General features: G+C 66.0%; 19 protein-coding genes and 4 tRNA genes. 13 read left to right on the top strand and 10 right to left on the bottom strand.

All coding sequences use genetic code 11. The features are described 5' to 3' along the window. Positions 1-17: 17 nt before the first annotated feature. Positions 18-452 (top strand): hypothetical protein, encoded by a 435-nt coding sequence (locus tag A5645_RS04975; protein ID WP_065128656.1) that lies wholly within the window; start codon positions 18-20, stop codon positions 450-452. Positions 453-651: 199 nt separating this feature from the next. On the opposite strand, the gene A5645_RS28060 is transcribed toward A5645_RS04975, so the two are convergent. Next, positions 652-822, bottom strand: coding sequence for a hypothetical protein (locus tag A5645_RS28060; protein ID WP_172830467.1), 171 nt, complete (start codon positions 820-822; stop codon positions 652-654). Here A5645_RS28060 and A5645_RS04980 point away from each other — a divergent pair. After that, positions 788-1,480 (top strand): cutinase family protein, encoded by a 693-nt coding sequence (locus tag A5645_RS04980; protein ID WP_081288165.1) that lies wholly within the window; start codon positions 788-790, stop codon positions 1,478-1,480. The genes A5645_RS28060 and A5645_RS04980 overlap by 35 nt on opposite strands. Before the next feature lie 2 nt (positions 1,481-1,482). Here the strand turns inward: A5645_RS04980 and A5645_RS04985 are convergent, their stop codons facing one another. Genes A5645_RS04985 through A5645_RS04995 form a run of 3 tightly spaced genes read right to left on the bottom strand, consistent with a single transcriptional unit; the run spans position 1,483 to position 3,814 of the window. Next, positions 1,483-2,295 (bottom strand): class I SAM-dependent methyltransferase, encoded by an 813-nt coding sequence (locus tag A5645_RS04985; RefSeq protein ID WP_065128658.1) that lies wholly within the window; start codon positions 2,293-2,295, stop codon positions 1,483-1,485. Positions 2,296-2,317: 22 nt separating this feature from the next. After that, entirely contained in the window at positions 2,318-3,088 is a 771-nt protein-coding gene (locus tag A5645_RS04990) for a M15 family metallopeptidase (protein WP_436405468.1), read from the bottom strand. A 54-nt stretch (positions 3,089-3,142) separates the two neighbouring features. Next, the gene (locus A5645_RS04995) at positions 3,143-3,814 is read right to left on the bottom strand and encodes a sensor domain-containing protein (protein WP_065128739.1); all 672 of its coding nucleotides are present in this window, start codon (positions 3,812-3,814) and stop codon (positions 3,143-3,145) included. Between the two features lie 155 nt (positions 3,815-3,969). Between A5645_RS04995 and A5645_RS05000 the strand changes: the two genes are divergently transcribed. After that, positions 3,970-4,620: a biliverdin-producing heme oxygenase gene (locus tag A5645_RS05000; RefSeq protein WP_065036693.1), complete on the top strand. Its 651-nt coding sequence runs from the start codon at positions 3,970-3,972 to the stop codon at positions 4,618-4,620. A 127-nt stretch (positions 4,621-4,747) separates the two neighbouring features. On the opposite strand, the gene A5645_RS05005 is transcribed toward A5645_RS05000, so the two are convergent. Further along, positions 4,748-5,032: a GlsB/YeaQ/YmgE family stress response membrane protein gene (locus A5645_RS05005; protein WP_065036692.1), complete on the bottom strand. Its 285-nt coding sequence runs from the start codon at positions 5,030-5,032 to the stop codon at positions 4,748-4,750. A 511-nt stretch (positions 5,033-5,543) separates the two neighbouring features. Between A5645_RS05005 and A5645_RS05010 the strand changes: the two genes are divergently transcribed. Then, positions 5,544-7,202, top strand: coding sequence for a PE family protein (locus A5645_RS05010; protein WP_065128660.1), 1,659 nt, complete (start codon positions 5,544-5,546; stop codon positions 7,200-7,202). 9 nt (positions 7,203-7,211) lie between these two features. On the opposite strand, the gene A5645_RS05015 is transcribed toward A5645_RS05010, so the two are convergent. The 3 genes from A5645_RS05015 to A5645_RS05025 form a co-directional block, all read right to left on the bottom strand. Further along, a tRNA-Phe gene (locus tag A5645_RS05015) sits at positions 7,212-7,288 on the bottom strand. Between the two features lie 33 nt (positions 7,289-7,321). Next, positions 7,322-7,398: transfer RNA gene (locus A5645_RS05020), tRNA-Asp, on the bottom strand. A 32-nt stretch (positions 7,399-7,430) separates the two neighbouring features. Then, positions 7,431-7,503: transfer RNA gene (locus A5645_RS05025), tRNA-Glu, on the bottom strand. A gap of 125 nt (positions 7,504-7,628) precedes the next feature. Between A5645_RS05025 and A5645_RS05030 the strand changes: the two genes are divergently transcribed. Beyond that, positions 7,629-7,701 (top strand) — tRNA-Lys (locus A5645_RS05030). A gap of 116 nt (positions 7,702-7,817) precedes the next feature. Then, positions 7,818-8,639 (top strand): TIGR04255 family protein, encoded by an 822-nt coding sequence (locus A5645_RS05035; protein WP_065036690.1) that lies wholly within the window; start codon positions 7,818-7,820, stop codon positions 8,637-8,639. Positions 8,640-8,642: 3 nt separating this feature from the next. On the opposite strand, the gene A5645_RS05040 is transcribed toward A5645_RS05035, so the two are convergent. Continuing rightward, a complete protein-coding gene (locus A5645_RS05040) occupies positions 8,643-9,548 on the bottom strand; it encodes an SAM-dependent methyltransferase (RefSeq protein WP_065128662.1) in 906 nt (301 codons plus the stop codon). Between the two features lie 50 nt (positions 9,549-9,598). On the opposite strand from A5645_RS05040, the gene A5645_RS05045 reads away from it, so the two are divergent. The 3 genes from A5645_RS05045 (at position 9,599) to A5645_RS05055 (ending at position 10,885) form a co-directional block, all read left to right on the top strand. Continuing rightward, a complete protein-coding gene (locus A5645_RS05045; protein ID WP_065128664.1) occupies positions 9,599-10,099 on the top strand; it encodes a nucleoside deaminase in 501 nt (166 codons plus the stop codon). Between the two features lie 113 nt (positions 10,100-10,212). Next, a complete protein-coding gene (locus tag A5645_RS05050) occupies positions 10,213-10,659 on the top strand; it encodes an ArsR/SmtB family transcription factor (protein ID WP_081288168.1) in 447 nt (148 codons plus the stop codon). A gap of 16 nt (positions 10,660-10,675) precedes the next feature. Further along, positions 10,676-10,885, top strand: a complete 210-nt coding sequence (locus tag A5645_RS05055) for a zinc transporter Slc39a7 (RefSeq protein ID WP_436405469.1) — start codon at positions 10,676-10,678, stop codon at positions 10,883-10,885. Positions 10,886-10,888: 3 nt separating this feature from the next. On the opposite strand, the gene A5645_RS05060 is transcribed toward A5645_RS05055, so the two are convergent. Further along, a complete protein-coding gene (locus tag A5645_RS05060) occupies positions 10,889-11,917 on the bottom strand; it encodes an oxygenase MpaB family protein (protein ID WP_065036687.1) in 1,029 nt (342 codons plus the stop codon). Positions 11,918-11,982: 65 nt separating this feature from the next. Here A5645_RS05060 and A5645_RS05065 point away from each other — a divergent pair, with 65 nt between their 5' ends. The 4 genes from A5645_RS05065 (at position 11,983) to A5645_RS05080 (ending at position 17,341) form a co-directional block, all read left to right on the top strand. Beyond that, positions 11,983-12,585 (top strand): TetR/AcrR family transcriptional regulator, encoded by a 603-nt coding sequence (locus A5645_RS05065; RefSeq protein ID WP_065036686.1) that lies wholly within the window; start codon positions 11,983-11,985, stop codon positions 12,583-12,585. Positions 12,586-12,736: 151 nt separating this feature from the next. Then, positions 12,737-13,759 (top strand): acyl-ACP desaturase, encoded by a 1,023-nt coding sequence (locus A5645_RS05070; RefSeq protein ID WP_065036685.1) that lies wholly within the window; start codon positions 12,737-12,739, stop codon positions 13,757-13,759. A 3-nt stretch (positions 13,760-13,762) separates the two neighbouring features. Next, entirely contained in the window at positions 13,763-14,896 is a 1,134-nt protein-coding gene (gene dusB, locus A5645_RS05075; RefSeq protein ID WP_065128666.1) for a tRNA dihydrouridine synthase DusB, read from the top strand. Between the two features lie 183 nt (positions 14,897-15,079). Beyond that, the gene (locus A5645_RS05080; protein WP_155767857.1) at positions 15,080-17,341 is read left to right on the top strand and encodes an LCP family protein; all 2,262 of its coding nucleotides are present in this window, start codon (positions 15,080-15,082) and stop codon (positions 17,339-17,341) included. Positions 17,342-17,370: the final 29 nt, after the last annotated feature.

The following is a 17,370-nucleotide window of genomic DNA, read 5'->3' on the forward strand; positions in this document are numbered from 1 at the left end:
TGCCGCAGAATGCCGCCATGACTGAGGACTTGCCGCGTCGAAGCGCCGGGAGCCTGCCGAAGGTCAGTGGGCTGTTGCGTCGCCAGCGGCGTGAGGCCGAGCGGGCGCTGTTCGGGCTGGTCGACACGATCGTGGGCGACAGCATCAGCCTGGAACGGATCGTGCGGCGGATAGATATCAACGCCATCATCGCCCGCCTCGATATCGCCGAGATCGTTTCGCGGCTCGACATCGACGCCCTGATGGCTCGCATCGACATCAACGCAATCATCGCCCGCGTCGACATCGAGGCCATCGTGGCGCGCGTGGATTTGGACGCGATCATCGCGCGTCTCGACATGAATGAAGTGATCGCAAGGATGGACCTGGAGAGCCTGGCCGACCGAATAGCCGATGGCGCCGAATCGGCCGATCGGCTCGACCGGATCGACGGCACGGGTGGCGGCGCGTGATCCGGTATTGATCGGCTTGCGCGGCAGCGACATTAGGTCTTTCGACATTGTGACGATGATTACAACAACGCCGTCGGGAGAGTTCGCCGGCACTTGACCGCGCACCAGCGGTCAAGTGCACAAACACCTTTGACTAACCCGCTCCTACCTTCGCTGGGAAATTCAACCGCGGTGCGCCCGTCGGTCCGCTGAATTACGATCACTTCGGCACCGGTGCAAAACCGTGCGGAACAAATATCCCCGTCAACAGGTTCGTATCGGCGAACCCCTCGATTGACCGACGAAAAGAGCCGATCTTGCGCCGCACCGGATCCCCTACGCCGTCATTTCCGCGAGTGGCGCCATTGTTGGCCGCGGCCGTCTTGGCCACGCTGGCGTTGGTGGCAGCACCCGCCGCCGTTCTCGCCCACGCCGGGGCCGATCCCGGCTGTCCGGATGTCGATGTGGTGTTCGCGCGCGGGACCTTCGAGGCTCCCGGCGTCGGCGCCACCGGGCAGGCTTTCGTCGATGCGCTCAACGCCCGCCTGGCCGGCAAGAACGTTGCGGTCGATCCGGTCAACTACCCGGCCTCGCTGGACTTCAACCGGGCCGTCGACGGCGTCGCTGACGCGAGCTCGAAGGTCGAGGCCACCGCCGCCAACTGCCCGAACACCAAGATCGTGCTGGGCGGCTACTCCCAGGGCGCGGCCGTCGCCGCATACACGACTTCGGATTCCGTTCCCGACGGTGTCGCCCTGCCCGATGGCGTGACCGGGCCGATGCCGCCGGCCGTGGCTTCCAAGGTCGCGGCGGTGGTGTTGTTCGCCCCGCCGTCGGATTGGTTCCTCCACCTCGTCGACCGCAGCGCTCCGCCCATCAACATCGGTTCGCTCTACGCACCGAAGACACTGCAACTCTGCGTCGACGGTGATCCGGTGTGCTCCCCCGGCGGACGCGACCGCGCGGCACACAGCACCTACCGCGACAACGGAATGGCCAATCAGGCCGCCGACTACGCCCGCAACGCCATCGTCGCGCACGGCGGCTGACGTCAGGCGCGGCAGAGTATTTCGCCATTCGGGATGGCGAACCAGCCGTCCGGCGCCACCGACCATTGCCGCCATCCGGATGAGATCTCTTCGAGTTCGGCTCTGGTAGCCAGCCCGGACTGCTCCAACTGGCGAGCCAGGTCGGAATGCAGGATGCGATCGGCCCACATGCCGCCCCACCAGTCGCGCGTCTCCTCCGTCGCGTAGCACCACATGCTGGCGGTGGGTGTGATGTCGTCAAATCCGGCTTGGCCGGCCCAGGAGAGCAGCCGGCGGCCGGCATCGGGTTCACCGCCGTTGGCGCGCGCCGCCTCGGTATACAACCGCAGCCACCGATCCAGGGCCTCGAGCTGCGGGTACCAGATGAATCCGGCGTAATCGGCGTCCCGCACCGCGACGATGCCGCCCGGCACACACACCCGCCGCATCTCCCGCAGCGCCTGTACCGGATCGGCCACGTGCTGCAGCACCTGGTGGGCGTGGACGACGTCGAACGCGTCGTCGGGAAATTCCAGGGCGTGCACGTCGGCGGTGACGAACGAGATGTTGGAGACTTCGCGCCGTTGCGCCTCGGCGCGCGCCAGGTTCAGCGCATCGTCGGTGACCTCGAGCGCGGTCACCTCTCCGGGTGCCACCAGAGCCGCCAGGTCAGCGGTGATCGTGCCTGGTCCGCAACCGATATCGAGCACCGACGATCCCGGTCGCAGATGCGGCAACAGGTAACCGGCGGAATCTTGCGCCGTGCGTCGCCGGTGGCCGCGGAGCACCGACTCGTGATGTCCGTGGGTGTAGACGGCTCGGGGTTCGTCGCTCACGCGAGCAGCCTAGTGAGCCTGCTCAGTTGACCGTCACGTTGAGGATCGGGCGGTCGGCTCCCGCGCCGGGGCCATCGAAATGCCACCACTCGCCGGAATAGACGGCCAGGCCCCCGTAGCCCATCGCGTCGCGTAGGCGTTTGCGGTTGGCCTGGGCCGCGGCGCTGATCCCCTGCGTCGCGTAGGCGTGGGCACGTGCGGAGAAGTCGTCGAAGTCGGTGCCCATCTCGGCCAGGCAGATACCGGTCACCAATTGACCTGCGGGACATGGGGATTGCGCGGCGGTATAGGTCACGTCGACCGACCGGCCGGATTCGTGACTGTGGGCGTACTGGCCGGGGCGTGCCACCCATGCCGGATTGGGCACCACCTGGAACATCTTGACCTGCACGTCGTGTGGCCGGTAGCAGTCCCAGAAGACCAGCACATGCCCGTCCGGGCGCAACGCGTTCGCCGCCGCCACCAGGCCCTGCGCCATGGATTGGTGCACCAGGCAGCGGGCGTCGGCGGGATAGAGCTGCGTCTTGGTGAAATTGTTCGTCGTCGCGTACCGCAGGTCGATCAGCGCGTCCGGAACGACGCTGCGGACGTCCACGAATCCCGCCGCCCGGGCTTCGTCGCTGACCGGTGGCACCCCTGGACCCGACGGGGAGGTGGTGAGAACCGGCCGGACCGAGAGCGCAGTAGCGAGCGGTTTCGCCGCCTGGGTCGCGTGGGTCGCATGGCACGCGCCGAGCAGGCATGGCGCGATCGTGAGCAGAACGATGAGCCGGACCACCCGCCGAGGACGCACGTCAGACATTGTCCCGGCTCACCGGACCGAATGCCGCCAGCGCCACGGTGCGTCTCAGAGCCGGTCGGCGGCCGTCTGCAGAATGGCCTTCGCGATCTGATCGGCCGGTTCGAGTCCCAGCACGCCGATACTGATCAGCACCGCCGACTTCTCGTGATACACGTGACTCCACGCGTTGGCGCTGATTCTGACGGTGGCTGTGTCCGGCCGGTCGAGAGTGAAGTCGAACTTCGGGTCGTGCAACGCGACACAGTCTTGCAACGACGACTCGAGTTGGTGCAGGACACCACGCGCCGTGGCGGAGTCCGGGTACACCGCGACGGCCTGACTGACCGTCTGGATCATGGCCGGTCCGCCTGGTTTGAGGTCGTCGGTGATCCCGTGATAGCCCGCGCTGCGGAATTCCGTCCAGCCGCTGCCGAATGTGACGTCGCTGATCCCGGCCGCCCGGCAAGGAGCGGGCGCGTTGAGGTCACTGGGCGGCGGATGACGCAGGTCCGCGTGGGTATGTGCGGTCAGCTCTTCGTAATTCGCGATCCGACGGACTTCGTCCACGCTGACGATCAGGGCATCGGCCCGAGAGCCGGGCGTGGGTGTGGGGTTAGCCGACGGGCGGCTGTGCGAACACGCAGTGGCGGCGACGGTCGCGCAGCAAGCAACGACGGCCACCGCCCTGCCCGCACCGGCAACTAGGGTCCGAATGACCCGGGGCCCCCGCAAAACCATGCCCGGAAGTTTACGGGCCCCCTTGCCGCACTGCTGGTCGCACATGCGGTGCGCGGTGGAATTGGCGAGCACCGGGAACAGATGCAGCGCTTGACGACTTGTCAGTATCGTTCTGACAAGTAGGCAAAATCGCCGCAGCAACCGACGGGAGCAGGATGTCGCCGAGCGCCACCGAGGCCGTCAAGCCTCTCTCCGTGGCGATGAAGGAAGGTTCGACCGTCGAACACGAGGCCGCGGAGGAGTCGCCGTTCGTCTCGGAACTGCTTGCCGGCCGGGTCAACCGGCGGGGGTATGCCGACTACCTGCTGCGGTTACGCGCGATCTACGAGGCGCTCGAGGCATCGGTCCGTAGCCGGCGCGACGACCCACTGGTGGCCGCGGTGTATGACCCCGCGCTGGAACGGTTGGGCGCCATCGATGCGGATCTGGACTTCTGGGCGCCCGGAGCAACGCGGGAGGTGGACTCACCCGCTGCCCGGTCCTACTGCGACCGGCTGACCGGTGCTTCGTGGGGCGGTGCGTTGGTGGCCCACCACTACACCCGGTACTTGGGCGATCTGTCCGGCGGCCAGGCCGTCGGCAAGATCCTGGACCGCACCTTCGGACTGGACGGCGCCGGCTTGGCGTTCTATCAATTCCCGATGCGCGCCAAGCCATATAAGGACGCATACCGCAGACGGTTGGACAGTCTTGCGCTGGATCCCGACGAAATCGATCGCGCGGTGGGCGAGGTCAAAGTCGCCTTTAATCTGAATCAGGCATTGTTCGACGAGCTCGGCAACAATCTGCCGGCCTATCAGAGCTGAATAAAAACACGAGGCTGAACAAAAACACGAGGCCGAACAAAAACACGAGGCCGACAAAAGCACGAGCGTAACGCTGCGGCGGGATTTACCCTTTCGCCGCAGCGTTACGCTCGTGATTTCTGGCTGTTTAGCGGGTGAGCCGGGTGTGGGTACGGCGTCCCGTGACCGCCTCGTAGAGGGCGATCAAGACGACCGCGGCGCCCACACCGACGAAGAACGGAATCCAGGCGATTCCGCCGTTGGCGTTCGAGTAGCCGAAGTGGCTGGTGATCAGGGAGCCGAGCAAGCCACCCAAGGCACCCAGCAACACCGTCATCAGCATGCCGATGCTCTGCCGACCGGGCATGACCAGGCGGGCTACCACACCGATAATCGCGCCCACGACCAACGCCAGAACTATCGTTCCGATCATTTTCGCTCCTATCCTCGCGGCGCCCCCATCGGACACCATCTGGAGGGCGAGTTCCCCGATCCAAGCCCCTTGTAACCACCCATCTGTGGCGAGTTTGGCGACAACAACCGTTGCAAGAGAAGCGTTTAGGGGGTCGAACCCGAGGGTAGTCGGGGGGTGCGTTCGACTTAACACCTATCAGGAGCCGGAGCAGTGAAGACTTGCGTTTGCCCCGCGTGCGGTTACCCCACGCTGAGTCCCGCACTTTGTGCATTCTGCTCCCCCGGCGAGGCATTTCCTGGCAATCAGGGTTTCAACGCAATGCCGTTCACGGCGACGCCATTCACGACGACCTTTCCGCACGGCTCGGCGTGGACTCGGGTCCACCGCACGGACAGCAATTCTTCCGGGTCGACCTGGTCGGACCCCGTAGCCAGCTGAGCGGCCCAATTTCTTTGCGCTAACTGGGAATTGACTGAGGGCCGGTCGCGGCTCCGCACAGCGTCCCTACCGCGGTGGTAGGGATAGCTGCATGGCGTATGTGCTGACCGAACCACAGTTAATGGCCTCGGCTGCAGCGCAAGTCGCTGCCGTCGGAACGGCAGTCCACGACGCCGGCACTACCGCGGCACGCGCCACGACGGGCCTGGTCTCGGCGGCCGCCGACGAGGTCTCGACTGCGATCGCCGGCCTGTTCAATGCCTTCGCCGAGGAAGGCCATCAGGTCATTTCACAAATGGCAACGATGCATCAGCAGTTCGCGCAGTCGTTGACCGCGGCCGGTCAGGCGTACACAGCCGCGGAGGCCGCGAATGTGAGCGCGCTCACCACCCCGCTGCTGGGCGGTAGCGGGACAGGCGGGTTGGTCACGCTGGTCATGGACGGCAGCGGAACCCCGATACCCCCGGCCGACTTCGTCGCCAACGTGGTCGCGAAGTACCTCGAACCGCATTTCCCCGCGGGCCTGGTTCAGGCGCTTGCGCTGCCGGCCGGCGAATTCCCGGACAGTGGGATCAAAGACCTGACGTCGGATGTGGCAATTGCCCGGGGCGTCACAATCTTGAACAACGCGATTCAGCAGCAACTCGCCGCTGGAAATGCGCTAAACATCGTGGCCTATTCGCAGAGTGCCAACATCGCGTCGCTGGAAATGCAATTGCTGGATCCCACCGGGACGCCGAGTTCGCTACCGATCAACTTTGTGCTGCTGGGCAACTCGATGAATCCCAATGGCGGTTGGGACGCGCGCTTCCCCGGGCTCAGCCTGCCGAGTCTGGGCATCACCACGCTGGGACCGGCGCCCAGCAATTCGTTCAACACCCTGAGCTACACCCTCGAATACGACGGCTGGGCGGATTTCCCGCGATACCCGATCAACATCATCTCCGATTTGAACGCCCTGGCCGGCATGGTGACGGTGCACACGACCTACGACAGTGTCACGGCGGCGCAGCTGGCTTCGGCGATCGTCCTACCGACGCAGGGACCGACTACGACGACGTACTACATGATTCCGACGCAGAATCTGCCGTTGCTGGATCCGATCCGGGCCATCCCGTTCATCGGGAACCCTCTCGCGGACCTGGTCCAGCCGGTGCTGAAACCGATCGTCAACTGGGGCTACGGCGATCCGAACTTCGGTTATTCCACCGGCCCGGCCAACGTGCCCACCCCGTTCGGGTTCCTGCCGCCACTGAGCGCCACCGCGGCCCTGGGCCCCGCGATCCTGCAGGGGATACCGCAGGGGATCGCCGCTGCGGCAGGAGACCTCTCGACGATGGGTCCGCTGCAGCTGCCGTCGCTGGCGGACCTGCTGCCCGCGACCGGTGGTTTGACGCTGCCCACCGGGCCGCCGTCGGTATCGGACCTGCTGCTCGGGCTTCAGTCGGCCAACACAGCGGTCGTTGGGTCTGCGACGAACGCATTTTCGACGGCTTACGCGACGCTGCTGCCGACCGCGGACCTCGCCACCGCGGCGCTGGTGTCGCTGCCGTCGTATGACGCCAACTTGTTCCTGGACGGGTTGTTGCAGGCGGTCAACGGCCAGCCAGTGCAGGGGCTGATCAACGCCGTCGGCAATCCGATCGCCGCGAACGTCGGATTGCTAACGCTGACCGGCGGTTTGGAGCTCACCGTGCTGGTCGAGTCGGCCGACACGATTCTGACCGGGACGCCGTTCCCGAGTCCGTAGGAGTTTTGATGGTGGCCAGGGGCGGGATCGAACCGCCGACCTTCCGCTTTTCAGGCGGACGCTCGTACCGACTGAGCTACCTGGCCGGAAGCCGGCAGGCAGCGTGTGCCTCGCCGTGCTGGCGACCCTGACGGGACTCGAACCCGCGACCTCCGCCGTGACAGGGCGGCGCGCTAACCAACTGCGCCACAGGGCCTTGCTCTGCTCCACGGTAGCCCGCGTCGCAAGTACCCCCTACGGGATTCGAACCCGCGCTACCGCCTTGAAAGGGCGGCGTCCTAGGCCGCTAGACGAAGGGGGCCAGAACCGAATCTCTCCGGGGCACTCGCAACGTGATCACCGTTGGGAGCCAAGCCAGCTTAGGTCACCCCGGGCCTAATCCTCAAACGAGGCCCAGCCGGGCACACAGTATCCTGAGTCTCCGCCGCCCCTATAGCTCAGTTGGTAGAGCTACGGACTTTTAATCCGCAGGTCGTAGGTTCGAGTCCTACTGGGGGCACCGACCGGGTTGCGACCCCTGCCGGCAACCGAAGCCGGCAACCTGAGCCGACGACCCGCAGACGACGAATTAGGGCGGTCCGTTTGAATGCCGCCCGCATGGTTATGCTCGCGGCTATGCTTCCGGACGTGAATCCCGCTGAAGTCCAACCCAACGCCCCCGTAGCCCTCGTAACGCTGGAAATTCGTCATCCGGCCACCGACACGCTCACCGAATCGGCAAGTCGGGAACTGAAACAACAGCTGGTCACCGACCTGCCGATCGAACGCCAGGCCCAGGACGTCCAGTGGGGAATGGCCGCACCCGGTCAGCCCCCGCAGCCGGTCGCCGACCGTTTCGTGCGCTACTCGAACCGCGAGAACACCACGGCCGCGTCGCTGAAGAGCCAGGCGATCGTCGTCGAGACCAGTGCCTACAGCAATTTCGACACCTTCCTGGACGTCGCCATGCGCGTCGTGGACGCGCGCTCGCAGGTCTCCTCCATCGTCGGCGTCGAGCGGATCGGCCTGCGCTACGTGCTGGAGATCCGGGTGCCCGCCGGCGTCGACGGTCGCATCGAGTGGACCAACTGGATCGACGAGAGCCTGCTCGGCCCGCAGCGCCTGGCGCCCGGCGGACTGACGCTGACGGAGTGGCAGGGAGCCGCGGTGTACCGCGAAGCCCAGCCCGGCCGGTCCCTGATCGTCCGGTACGGCCCGGGGGTCGGTCAGGCGCTCGACGCCAGCTACCACCTGCGGCGCGTGACGCCGGCCCAGACCGGTCAGTTCTTCCTGATGGACATCGACAGCTTCTGGACCCCGCCGACCGGTGCGATCCCGGAGTACAACCGCGACGCGCTGCTGTCGACCTTCCGGGAGCTGTACGCCCCCGCGCAGACGGTGTTCCAGGACATGCTCACCACGCGGCTGAAGGACGAACTGCTCCGCAGCGCCCAGTAGGCGCTACGGCTTCAGTACCGCGCTGGTGTAGGTGACATCGGCGAACGCGGTCGCGAGCTCGTCGTCGGGATATGTGAAGCCATTGGCTGCATGCAGCTCGGCGACGGTCTGCGGCGCGGTCTGCCAGCCACTGCCGGACAGATAGTCCAGAATGTGGCTGCGCTCGGCGTGGTAGACGAGGTCGTTGAAATCGATCTCGAAGCCCAGTTCGCTCATCCGATCGTGGTGAGAGCGCCAGCGCTCGTCCTGGAAGATCCGGGTGTCGGGGACGAACTCGAAGGCCAACCGGCTGCCCGGTGCGCTCAACGCGGTGATGTTGTCGAACAACGCATCCTGGGCGTCGTCGGGAAGGTAGACGAGCAGCCCCTCGGCGCTCCACGCCGACGGCGCCGCGGTGTCGAATCCGGCGTCCTTGAGGGCCGAGGCCCAGTCGTCGCGCAGGTCGACGGCCACAGTGCGGCGCTCGGCGGTCGGTTCGGCGCCCAGTTCGCTCAGCGTCAGGGTCTTGAAGTCGATCACCTCGGGCATGTCGACCTCGTAGACCACGGTGCCCGCCGGCCAGGGCAGCCGGTAGGCGCGCGCGTCGAGACCGGACGCCAGGATCACCGCCTGAGCGATGCCGCTGCGGGTGGCGTCCAGAAAAAATTGGTCGTAGAACCTGGTCCGGCAGGCCATCCCCCTGGCCATCCGCTCCGGGTCGAACTCGGAATCCTCGTTGGCCGGGATCTCCCCGTTGACGAGCCGGGTGTAGACGTCGATACCTACCGCGCGCACCAGCGGCGCGGCGAACGGATCGTCGATCAGCGCGAACTGCGGATCGGAGGCCAACGCACGCTGGGCGGCGACCATGGTGGCCGTTGCACCGACGCTCGTCGCAAGGTCCCAGCGATCCCGATCGGTACGCACCATTGTCTCCTCTTGATTCAAAAAATATAGACAATCTAGTTAGTATCACGAGGGTGACCGACTTCGCCCAGCGGACCATCGACCTCGCCCGCCAGAACGTCGCCGAAGGCGGGCGGCCGTTCGCGACCGTCATCGTCAAGGACGGTGAAGTGCTGGCCGAGAGCGCCAACAAGCTGGCGCAGACCAACGATCCGACCGCCCACGCGGAGATCCTCGCGATCCGCGCCGCGTGCACCAAGTTGGGCACCGAGCACCTGATCGGCACGACCATCTACGTGCTCGCACACCCCTGTCCAATGTGCCTGGGCTCCCTCTACTACTGCTCGCCCGACGAGGTCGTCTTCCTGACGTCGCGGGACGCCTACGAGCCGCACTACGTCGACGACCGCAAGTACTTCGAGCTCGCGACGTTCTACGACGAGTTCGCCAAGGACTGGCAAGACCGGCGGTTGCCGATGCGCTACGAGCCCAGCGACGCGGCCGTGGAGGTGTACCGGTTCTGGCAGGAACGGAACGGCGGCCGGCGCACGGCCACCGTCGTTCCGAACGGGTAGCCCCGGCGGCGCCGAGTGTGCGTTTCGCGACGCGACACGCGGATGAAGCGTCAGGTATTGCACCCTCGGCGCCACCGATCGCCACCGATAGACAACTGATCTACTATCTACGTATGCACGCAGATAGTAGACCTGTCCCGCTACCCGCGGATCAGGTCAGCCTGGTGGTCGAGATCTTTCGCATGCTCGCCGACGCCACGCGGGTGCAGGTGCTGTGGTCGCTGGCGAGCCACGAGATGTCGGTCAACGAGCTCGCCGAACACGTGGGCAAGCCCGCGCCCTCGGTCTCCCAGCACCTGGGGAAGCTGCGGATGGCCCGGCTCGTGCGTACCCGCCGCGACGGCACCACGATTTTCTACAGCCTGGAAAACGAACACGTGCGCCAGCTGGTCATCGATGCCGTGTACAACGCCGAGCACGCCGGCCCCGGCATCCCGCGCCACCACCGAGCGGAGGCCGGGCCGCAGGCCGTCCAGGCCGAATCCCCGCCGTTCAGCGTGAATTCTGCGACGCGACACCCCGGTGAACCGTCGGGTGCTTCACGCTCGGCGCGCCATTAGCCCCGAGTAGGAGGAAATGAAAATGTCAGACCACACCCACGACGTGCCACACGCCCACGAGCACGAGCACGAGCACGAAGGCGTGACCCACAGCCACGCGCACACCAGTCACGAGCATGCGCACGTCGAGCATGAGCACGCCCACTCACACGACGACGGCACCGAGCACACCCATGGCCACGCGCATCAGGCCGGCTTAGAAGAGGTGCACAGCCACTCGCACTGACAGTCAGACGACCGGGCAGTAGTGCTTCGGGTCGCCGCGGTTTTCCAGCGGCGGCAGATTGCGTGCCGCCGTCTGCGGCAGCGGGGCGTCGGCCGGAATGCGCCCACTCGCGCGATCCAGACCGGCGCGAGCGCGCGGATGCTTGCGGTACCGAGGCGGCACCAAGGAGAAGACCGCCCACACCAGGTTGCCGAAGCGCCGGTGCAGCCACTCGTCGCGCCGGGTCCAGTCAAGGCCCAACCGTTCGCGCACGGCCGGGTGGTAGAACCCGGTTGTCAACCAGATGAAGAACGGCCGGGACAGCTTGGTCAGGCCGCCCCACAGCCAATCGGGCAGCCAGGGCGCGATCGGCAGCTTGTTGTACAGCGTCAGATCGAGCACGGCCCGGGTCGCGTAGTTGTCCTCTAATACGTTGCGGCACATGTGGTCCCAGTACTCCTGGAATTCCTCCCAGGACTTCGGCACCGGCCGCATGCTCATGCCGTACATCCGGTACCACTGAACGTGCTCGTCGAAGAGTTGACGTTTCTCGGCCTCGGTGAGCCCGCCGCCGAACCGTTCGGCCACCAAGATGGTGCCCATGAAGAACGTGGAGTGCGCCCAATAGAAGACATCGGGATTCAGCGCGTGGTAGCGGCGCCCCTGCTTGTCGACGCCCTTGATCTCGATGTGGTAGTCGCGCACCTCGGCGCCGGTCTGCGGGGCGCGGTCGCCGTCGAACACGACGCCGCCGATCGGATACAGCGAGCGCATCACCCGCGGCAGGGGCTCGGTGAAGAACGTCGAATGATCCTCGACGGCCGCTCCTAATTGGGGGTGCATGTTCTGCATGGATCCGGCGAACGGCCCCTGCAGAATGCCGCGCCAGTCACCGAAGTATTTCCACGTGAGCGAATCCGGGCCCAGCGGCGTCGGCGGCGCCTCGTAGCCCGCCGGCGACACCGGGCAGCCGCCGGCCAGACCGGTCGACGCGTCAGGCGCCGCGTCGTCACCGCTGGTAACCGGGCAGGCGGCAGACGTATCTTGAGTCACTGGTTATTCCTCGGTTGTCAGCAATTCTGACTACATACGTTGTCAGAACCGAGTCTAGGAGTGAAGTGCAGCCGGGTCAACGACGGGGGCGGTGGTCGGGGGTTCCCCTGGAGGACCGCCATGCCCTGCGCCGGGACAAACTCGTCGCCGCAGGCGTCCAGCTGCTCGGCAGCGAAGGCGGACCGGCGCTGACCGTGCGCGCGGCGTGCCGGCACGCCGGCCTCACCGAACGCTACTTCTACGAGAGCTTCACCGATCGCGAACATTTCGTCCGGGCCGTCTACGACGATGTATGCACCCGCGCGATGGCCACCCTCAACTCCGCCAAGACGCCGCGGGAAGCCGTCGAGCAATTCGTCGCCCTGATGGTGGACGACCCGGTGCGCGGGAGGGTGCTGCTGCTGGCACCGGCCGTCGAGCCGGGCCTGGTGGTGTCCGGCGCAGAGTGGATGCCCAACTTCATCGAACTGCTCCAGCACAAGCTGTCCCGCATCGTCGACCCGGTGGTGCAGAAGTTGGTCGCCACCAGCCTGATCGGCGCGCTGACCGGTCTGTTCACCGCTTACCTGAACGGGCAACTGGGCGCCAGCAGAAGGCAATTCATTGACTACTGTGTGGAGCTGCTGCTCACCACGGCGGCCAGCCACGAGCCCGCGCCGCACGACTGACCGCGATTAACGCCCTCGGGCATCGGGCACCCAATCACCGGTTTGCGCCGTGCCCGAATCGTGACGTGCCACACCGTGGCCAAACTTGAATGCTACTGACAGACACAGATATATTGACTGCAACCATTAGACACAGATAACTGGAGGGACCATGTCAGCCGAGCTGACCAACCTGCAGCTGCTCCATGAACTTGAACCGGTCGTAGAGAAGTGCGTGAACCGGCACGAATCCATGCACAAGAACTGGAACCCGCACGACTACATCCCGTGGTCGGACGGCAAGAACTTCTACGCGCTCGGCGGGCAGGACTGGGAGCCTGGGCAGTCGAAGCTCTCCGACATCGCCCAGGTGGCGATGGTCCAGAACCTCATGACCGAGGACAATCTGCCCTCGTACCACCGCGAGATCGCGATGAACTTCGGGCTGGACGGGCCCTGGGGCTACTGGGTGAACCGGTGGACCGCCGAGGAGAACCGGCACGGGATCGCGCTGCGCGACTACCTGGTGGTCACCCGCGCGGTGGACCCGTACGAACTGGAGAAGTTGCGCATCGAGGTGGTGAACCGGGGCTTCAGCCCGGGCCAGAACCACCAGGTTCGCGACGACCTGTTCGCCGAGAGCCTGTTCGACTCGGTCATTTACGTCACGTTCCAGGAACTGGCGACCCGGATCTCGCACCGCAACACCGGCAAGGCCTGCAACGAGCCGATCGCCGACCAGTTGCTGGCCAAGATCTCGGCCGACGAGAACCTGCACATGATCTTCTACCGCGACGTCACGGCGGCCGGCTTGGACGCTTCGCCGAATCAGGCGATGCGGTCGCTGCACAAGGTGCTGCGCAATTTCCAGATGCCGGGGTACCAGGTGCCCGAGTTCCGGCGCAAGGCCGTGGTCATCGCGGTCGGCGGCGTGTACGACCCGCGCATCCACCTCAACGATGTCGTACTGCCGGTGCTCAAGAAGTGGCGCATTTTCGAGCGTGAGGACTTCACCGGCGAGGCCGCCGCGCTGCGCGACGACCTGGGGCTGCTGGTCGAGGAACTGGAAGCGTCCTGCGAGAAGTTCGAGACGTCCAAGCAGCGTCAACTCGACCGGGAAATACGCACCGGCAAGAAGACCACCGCATTCGAGCTGCATGAGACGGCGGGCAAGCTGACGCTGAGCGGGCGGTAGCCGTTGCGTATCGGCCCCATTGAGCTGGCCAGCCCGGTGGTGCTGGCCCCGATGGCCGGAGTCACCAACGTCGCGTTCCGCACGCTGTGCCGCGAACTCGAGCAGTCCAAGGTCGGCACGGTCAGCGGGCTGTATGTGTGCGAGATGGTGACCGCGCGGGCGCTCGTCGAGCGCCACCCGGTCACCATGCACATGACCACGTTTGCCCCGGACGAGACCCCGCGGTCGTTGCAGCTCTACACCGTGGATCCGGACACCACCTACGCCGCGGCGAAGATGGTGGCGGACGACGGTTTGGCCGACCACATCGACATGAACTTCGGCTGCCCGGTGCCCAAGGTGACCAAGCGCGGCGGCGGTGCCGCGCTGCCCTACAAACGCCGGCTGTTCGGGCAGATCGTCGCGGCCGCGGTGCGGGCCGCTGAAGGCACGGACATCCCGGTGACGGTCAAATTCCGGATCGGGATCGACGACGAGCACCACACCCATCTCGACGCCGGCCGGATCGCCGAAGCCGAGGGCGCGGCCGCGGTCGCGCTGCACGCCCGCACCGCCGCGCAGCGGTACTCCGGCACCGCCGACTGGGATCAGATCGCCCGGCTCAAGCAGGAGGTACGCACCATCCCGGTGCTGGGCAACGGCGATATCTATGACGCCAGCGATGCGCTGGCCATGATGGCCAGCACCGGATGCGACGGTGTGGTCATCGGACGCGGGTGCCTGGGCCGGCCCTGGCTGTTCGCCGAATTGTCCGCCGCATTCACCGGCAGCCCGGCGCCCACTCCCCCCGCACTCGGCGAGGTCGCCGACATCATCCGCCGGCACGGCGCGCTGCTGGCCGCCCATTTCGGCGAAGACAAGGGCATGCGCGACATTCGCAAGCACATCGCCTGGTACCTGCACGGTTTCCCCGCCGGATCCGATCTACGGCGGGCATTGGCGCTGGTCAAGACGCTCGACGAACTCGACGAGCTACTGAGCCGGCTGGACGGCGGCGTTCCGTTCCCCGAAGCCGGCAACGGCCCACGCGGGCGGCAGGGCTCGCCGGCCCGGGTGGCGCTGCCCGACGGCTGGCTCACCGACCCCGACGACTGCCGGGTGCCCGAGGGCGCCGACGTGATGCATTCCGGCGGCTGATCCGCAAGTAGGAGTGGCCGAACCGAGACGCTGCTGAAATCGCGTCTCAGCCCAGAAAAAAGTACGATGTGAGCCTTAATGCAGAACGCGGCGCCAATCAGAGTGGCGCTGCGCTGACGTCTGTGCGTGAACAAGCGCGGGATTGTGGACGTCCGCAGCTAGAGCTTCGGAGGCCGGTAGGACATGAGTGACGGCGACCAAGACGCCACTCCTGGCCATCGGCGCGCCTCCAGCGCCGCTGGCGATGATCACCTGATTACTCCAAACCCGCAGCAGATGCGAGGCGCCGCGCCGTGGGAACGGTTCTCCACTCCGAATATCAACGAGGACTTGTGCCGTTGGTCGGCCGGACCGGTCAGCTCGCCCGAGGAGGCGCGGGACACCCGCGAGGAGAACGGTGACGAGCCGGCCGCGGGAAGCCACAACGACGGTGCCCTGAGTGTCGCCGATCTGATCGCCAAGCTCGGCGCCACCGTGTCCGAGCGTCCCAAGAACCATCATGTCGCCGAGGACTCCGACAACTCCGACGCGCTCGAGCCGGAACCGGAACCAGAGTCCGACCACACCGACGACAAGGTCGCCGACAACGTCGCCGACAACGTCGCCGACGAAGGCGTCGAGATCGACGAGAAGCTGGACACCCAGGTCCTGCCGATTCCGGCGTACTCCCTGCAGCTGCTCTCCGAGCTGCCCGACCTCGGCGCCGCGAACTACCCGCACGACCCCGCCGAGGACGAGGAGCAGGCATCCGCGCCGACCCGCCAGCGGCGCAAACGGCGTGGCAAGACACCCGAACCCAGCACCCGGGCGCCCGAGACCCGCCGGCCCAAGAAGGCGCCAAAATCCGAGGCGCCCGTCGAGCCCGTCCGGAAGCGTCGCCGGCGACCGCTGCTGATCGCGGGCCGCTCGCTGCTGACGATCGTGGCGCTGCTGTCGCTGGTGATGACCGGCGGTGCGTGGAAGTGGAGCACATCCAAGAACGACAAGTTGAACACCGTCAGCGCGCTCGACCCCGGCTCGTCCGACATCGTGGACCCCAATGGTCAATACGGCGACGAGAACTTCCTGATCGTCGGGATGGACTCGCGGCTGGGCGCCAACGCCAACGTCGGCGCCGGTGACACCGAAGACGCCGGCGGCGCCCGTTCGGACACCGTCATGCTGGTCAACATCCCGGCCGACCGCAAAAGGGTTGTCGCCGTGTCGTTCCCGCGTGACCTGGCGATCAACCCGATCCAGTGCGAGGCCTGGAACCCCGAGGACGGGAAGTACGGACCCATCTACGACCCGAAGACCGGCAAGACCGGTCCCCGGATGGTCTACACCGAGACCAAGCTCAACTCGGCGTTTTCCTTCGGTGGACCCAAGTGTCTGGTGAAGGTGGTCCAGAAGCTGTCCGGCCTGAGCGTCAACCGGTTCATCGCCGTCGATTTCGTCGGCTTCGGGCGCATGGTCGAGGCGCTGGGTGGCGTCGAAGTGTGCAGCACGACGCCGCTGAAGGACTACGAACTCGGCACCGTGCTGGCGCACGCCGGACGGCAGATCATCGACGGGCCGACCGCGCTCAACTACGTGCGGGCCCGGCAGGTGACCACCGAGAGCAACGGCGATTACGGCCGCATCAAGCGCCAGCAGCTCTTCCTGTCCTCGTTGTTGCGATCGATGATCTCCGAAGACACGCTGATGAACCTGAACAAGCTCAACAACGTCGTCAACATGTTCATCGGCAACAGCTACGTCGACAACGTCAAGACCAAGGACCTGGTCGAGTTGGGCCGGTCGTTGCAGCACATGGCTGCCGGGCACGTCACCTTCGTCACCGTGCCGACCGGCGTCACGGACCAGGATGGCAACGAACCGCCCCGCACCGCCGACATGAAGGCGCTGTTCACCGCGATCATCAATGACGACCCACTGCCGCTGGAAAACGACCAGAACGCGCAGAGCCTGGGCGCGTCACGGACGTCGACCACCACACCGACTACCCCGAAGAAGGCACCGGAGGCCGCGCCCACCAACGAGACCCGCCGCGAGCAGGTGACCACCACCTCGCCGCAGGAAGTCACCGTGCAGGTCTCCAACGGCACCGGCACCGAGGGCCTGGCCGCCACCGCCGCCAGTCAGCTCAAGCGCAACGGGTTCAACGTGATGAGCCCGGACGACTATCCGAGCTCGCTGAAGGCGACGACCGTGTTCTTCTCGCCCGGCAATGAGCAGGCCGCCGCGACGGTCGCCGCGGCCTTTGGCACCACGAAGGTGGAGCGGGTGACCGGCATCGGCTCGGTGGTTCAGGTGGTACTCGGTCCGGACTTCAGCTCCGTCGGCACCCCGCCGCCCAGCGGCTCCTCGGTCAGTATGCAGATCAGCCGCAATCCGAGCAGCACGCCTACCCGGCTACCTGAGGATTTAACGGTCACAAACGCGGCCGACACTACCTGCGAGTAGCCGCTTCACCGCATTTACACATAGAGAAC

Source organism: Mycobacterium asiaticum, assembly GCF_001673635.1.
GTDB classification, from domain to species: domain Bacteria; phylum Actinomycetota; class Actinomycetes; order Mycobacteriales; family Mycobacteriaceae; genus Mycobacterium; species Mycobacterium asiaticum_C.

Excerpts from the sequence above, each read along its gene's own strand:
- A5645_RS04975 (WP_065128656.1), top strand. The coding sequence starts at position 18 with ATGACTGAGGACTTGCCGCGTCGAAGCGCCGGGAGCCTGCCGAAGGTC.
- A5645_RS04995 (WP_065128739.1), bottom strand. The coding sequence starts at position 3,814 with ATGGTTTTGCGGGGGCCCCGGGTCATTCGGACCCTAGTTGCCGGTGCG.
- A5645_RS05000 (WP_065036693.1), top strand. The coding sequence starts at position 3,970 with ATGTCGCCGAGCGCCACCGAGGCCGTCAAGCCTCTCTCCGTGGCGATG.
- A5645_RS05005 (WP_065036692.1), bottom strand. The coding sequence starts at position 5,032 with ATGATCGGAACGATAGTTCTGGCGTTGGTCGTGGGCGCGATTATCGGT.
- A5645_RS05010 (WP_065128660.1), top strand. The coding sequence starts at position 5,544 with ATGGCGTATGTGCTGACCGAACCACAGTTAATGGCCTCGGCTGCAGCG.
- A5645_RS05035 (WP_065036690.1), top strand. The coding sequence starts at position 7,818 with ATGCTTCCGGACGTGAATCCCGCTGAAGTCCAACCCAACGCCCCCGTA.
- A5645_RS05040 (WP_065128662.1), bottom strand. The coding sequence starts at position 9,548 with ATGGTGCGTACCGATCGGGATCGCTGGGACCTTGCGACGAGCGTCGGT.
- A5645_RS05050 (WP_081288168.1), top strand. The coding sequence starts at position 10,213 with ATGCACGCAGATAGTAGACCTGTCCCGCTACCCGCGGATCAGGTCAGC.
- A5645_RS05055 (WP_436405469.1), top strand. The coding sequence starts at position 10,676 with ATGAAAATGTCAGACCACACCCACGACGTGCCACACGCCCACGAGCAC.
- A5645_RS05070 (WP_065036685.1), top strand. The coding sequence starts at position 12,737 with ATGTCAGCCGAGCTGACCAACCTGCAGCTGCTCCATGAACTTGAACCG.
- A5645_RS05080 (WP_155767857.1), top strand. The coding sequence starts at position 15,080 with ATGAGTGACGGCGACCAAGACGCCACTCCTGGCCATCGGCGCGCCTCC.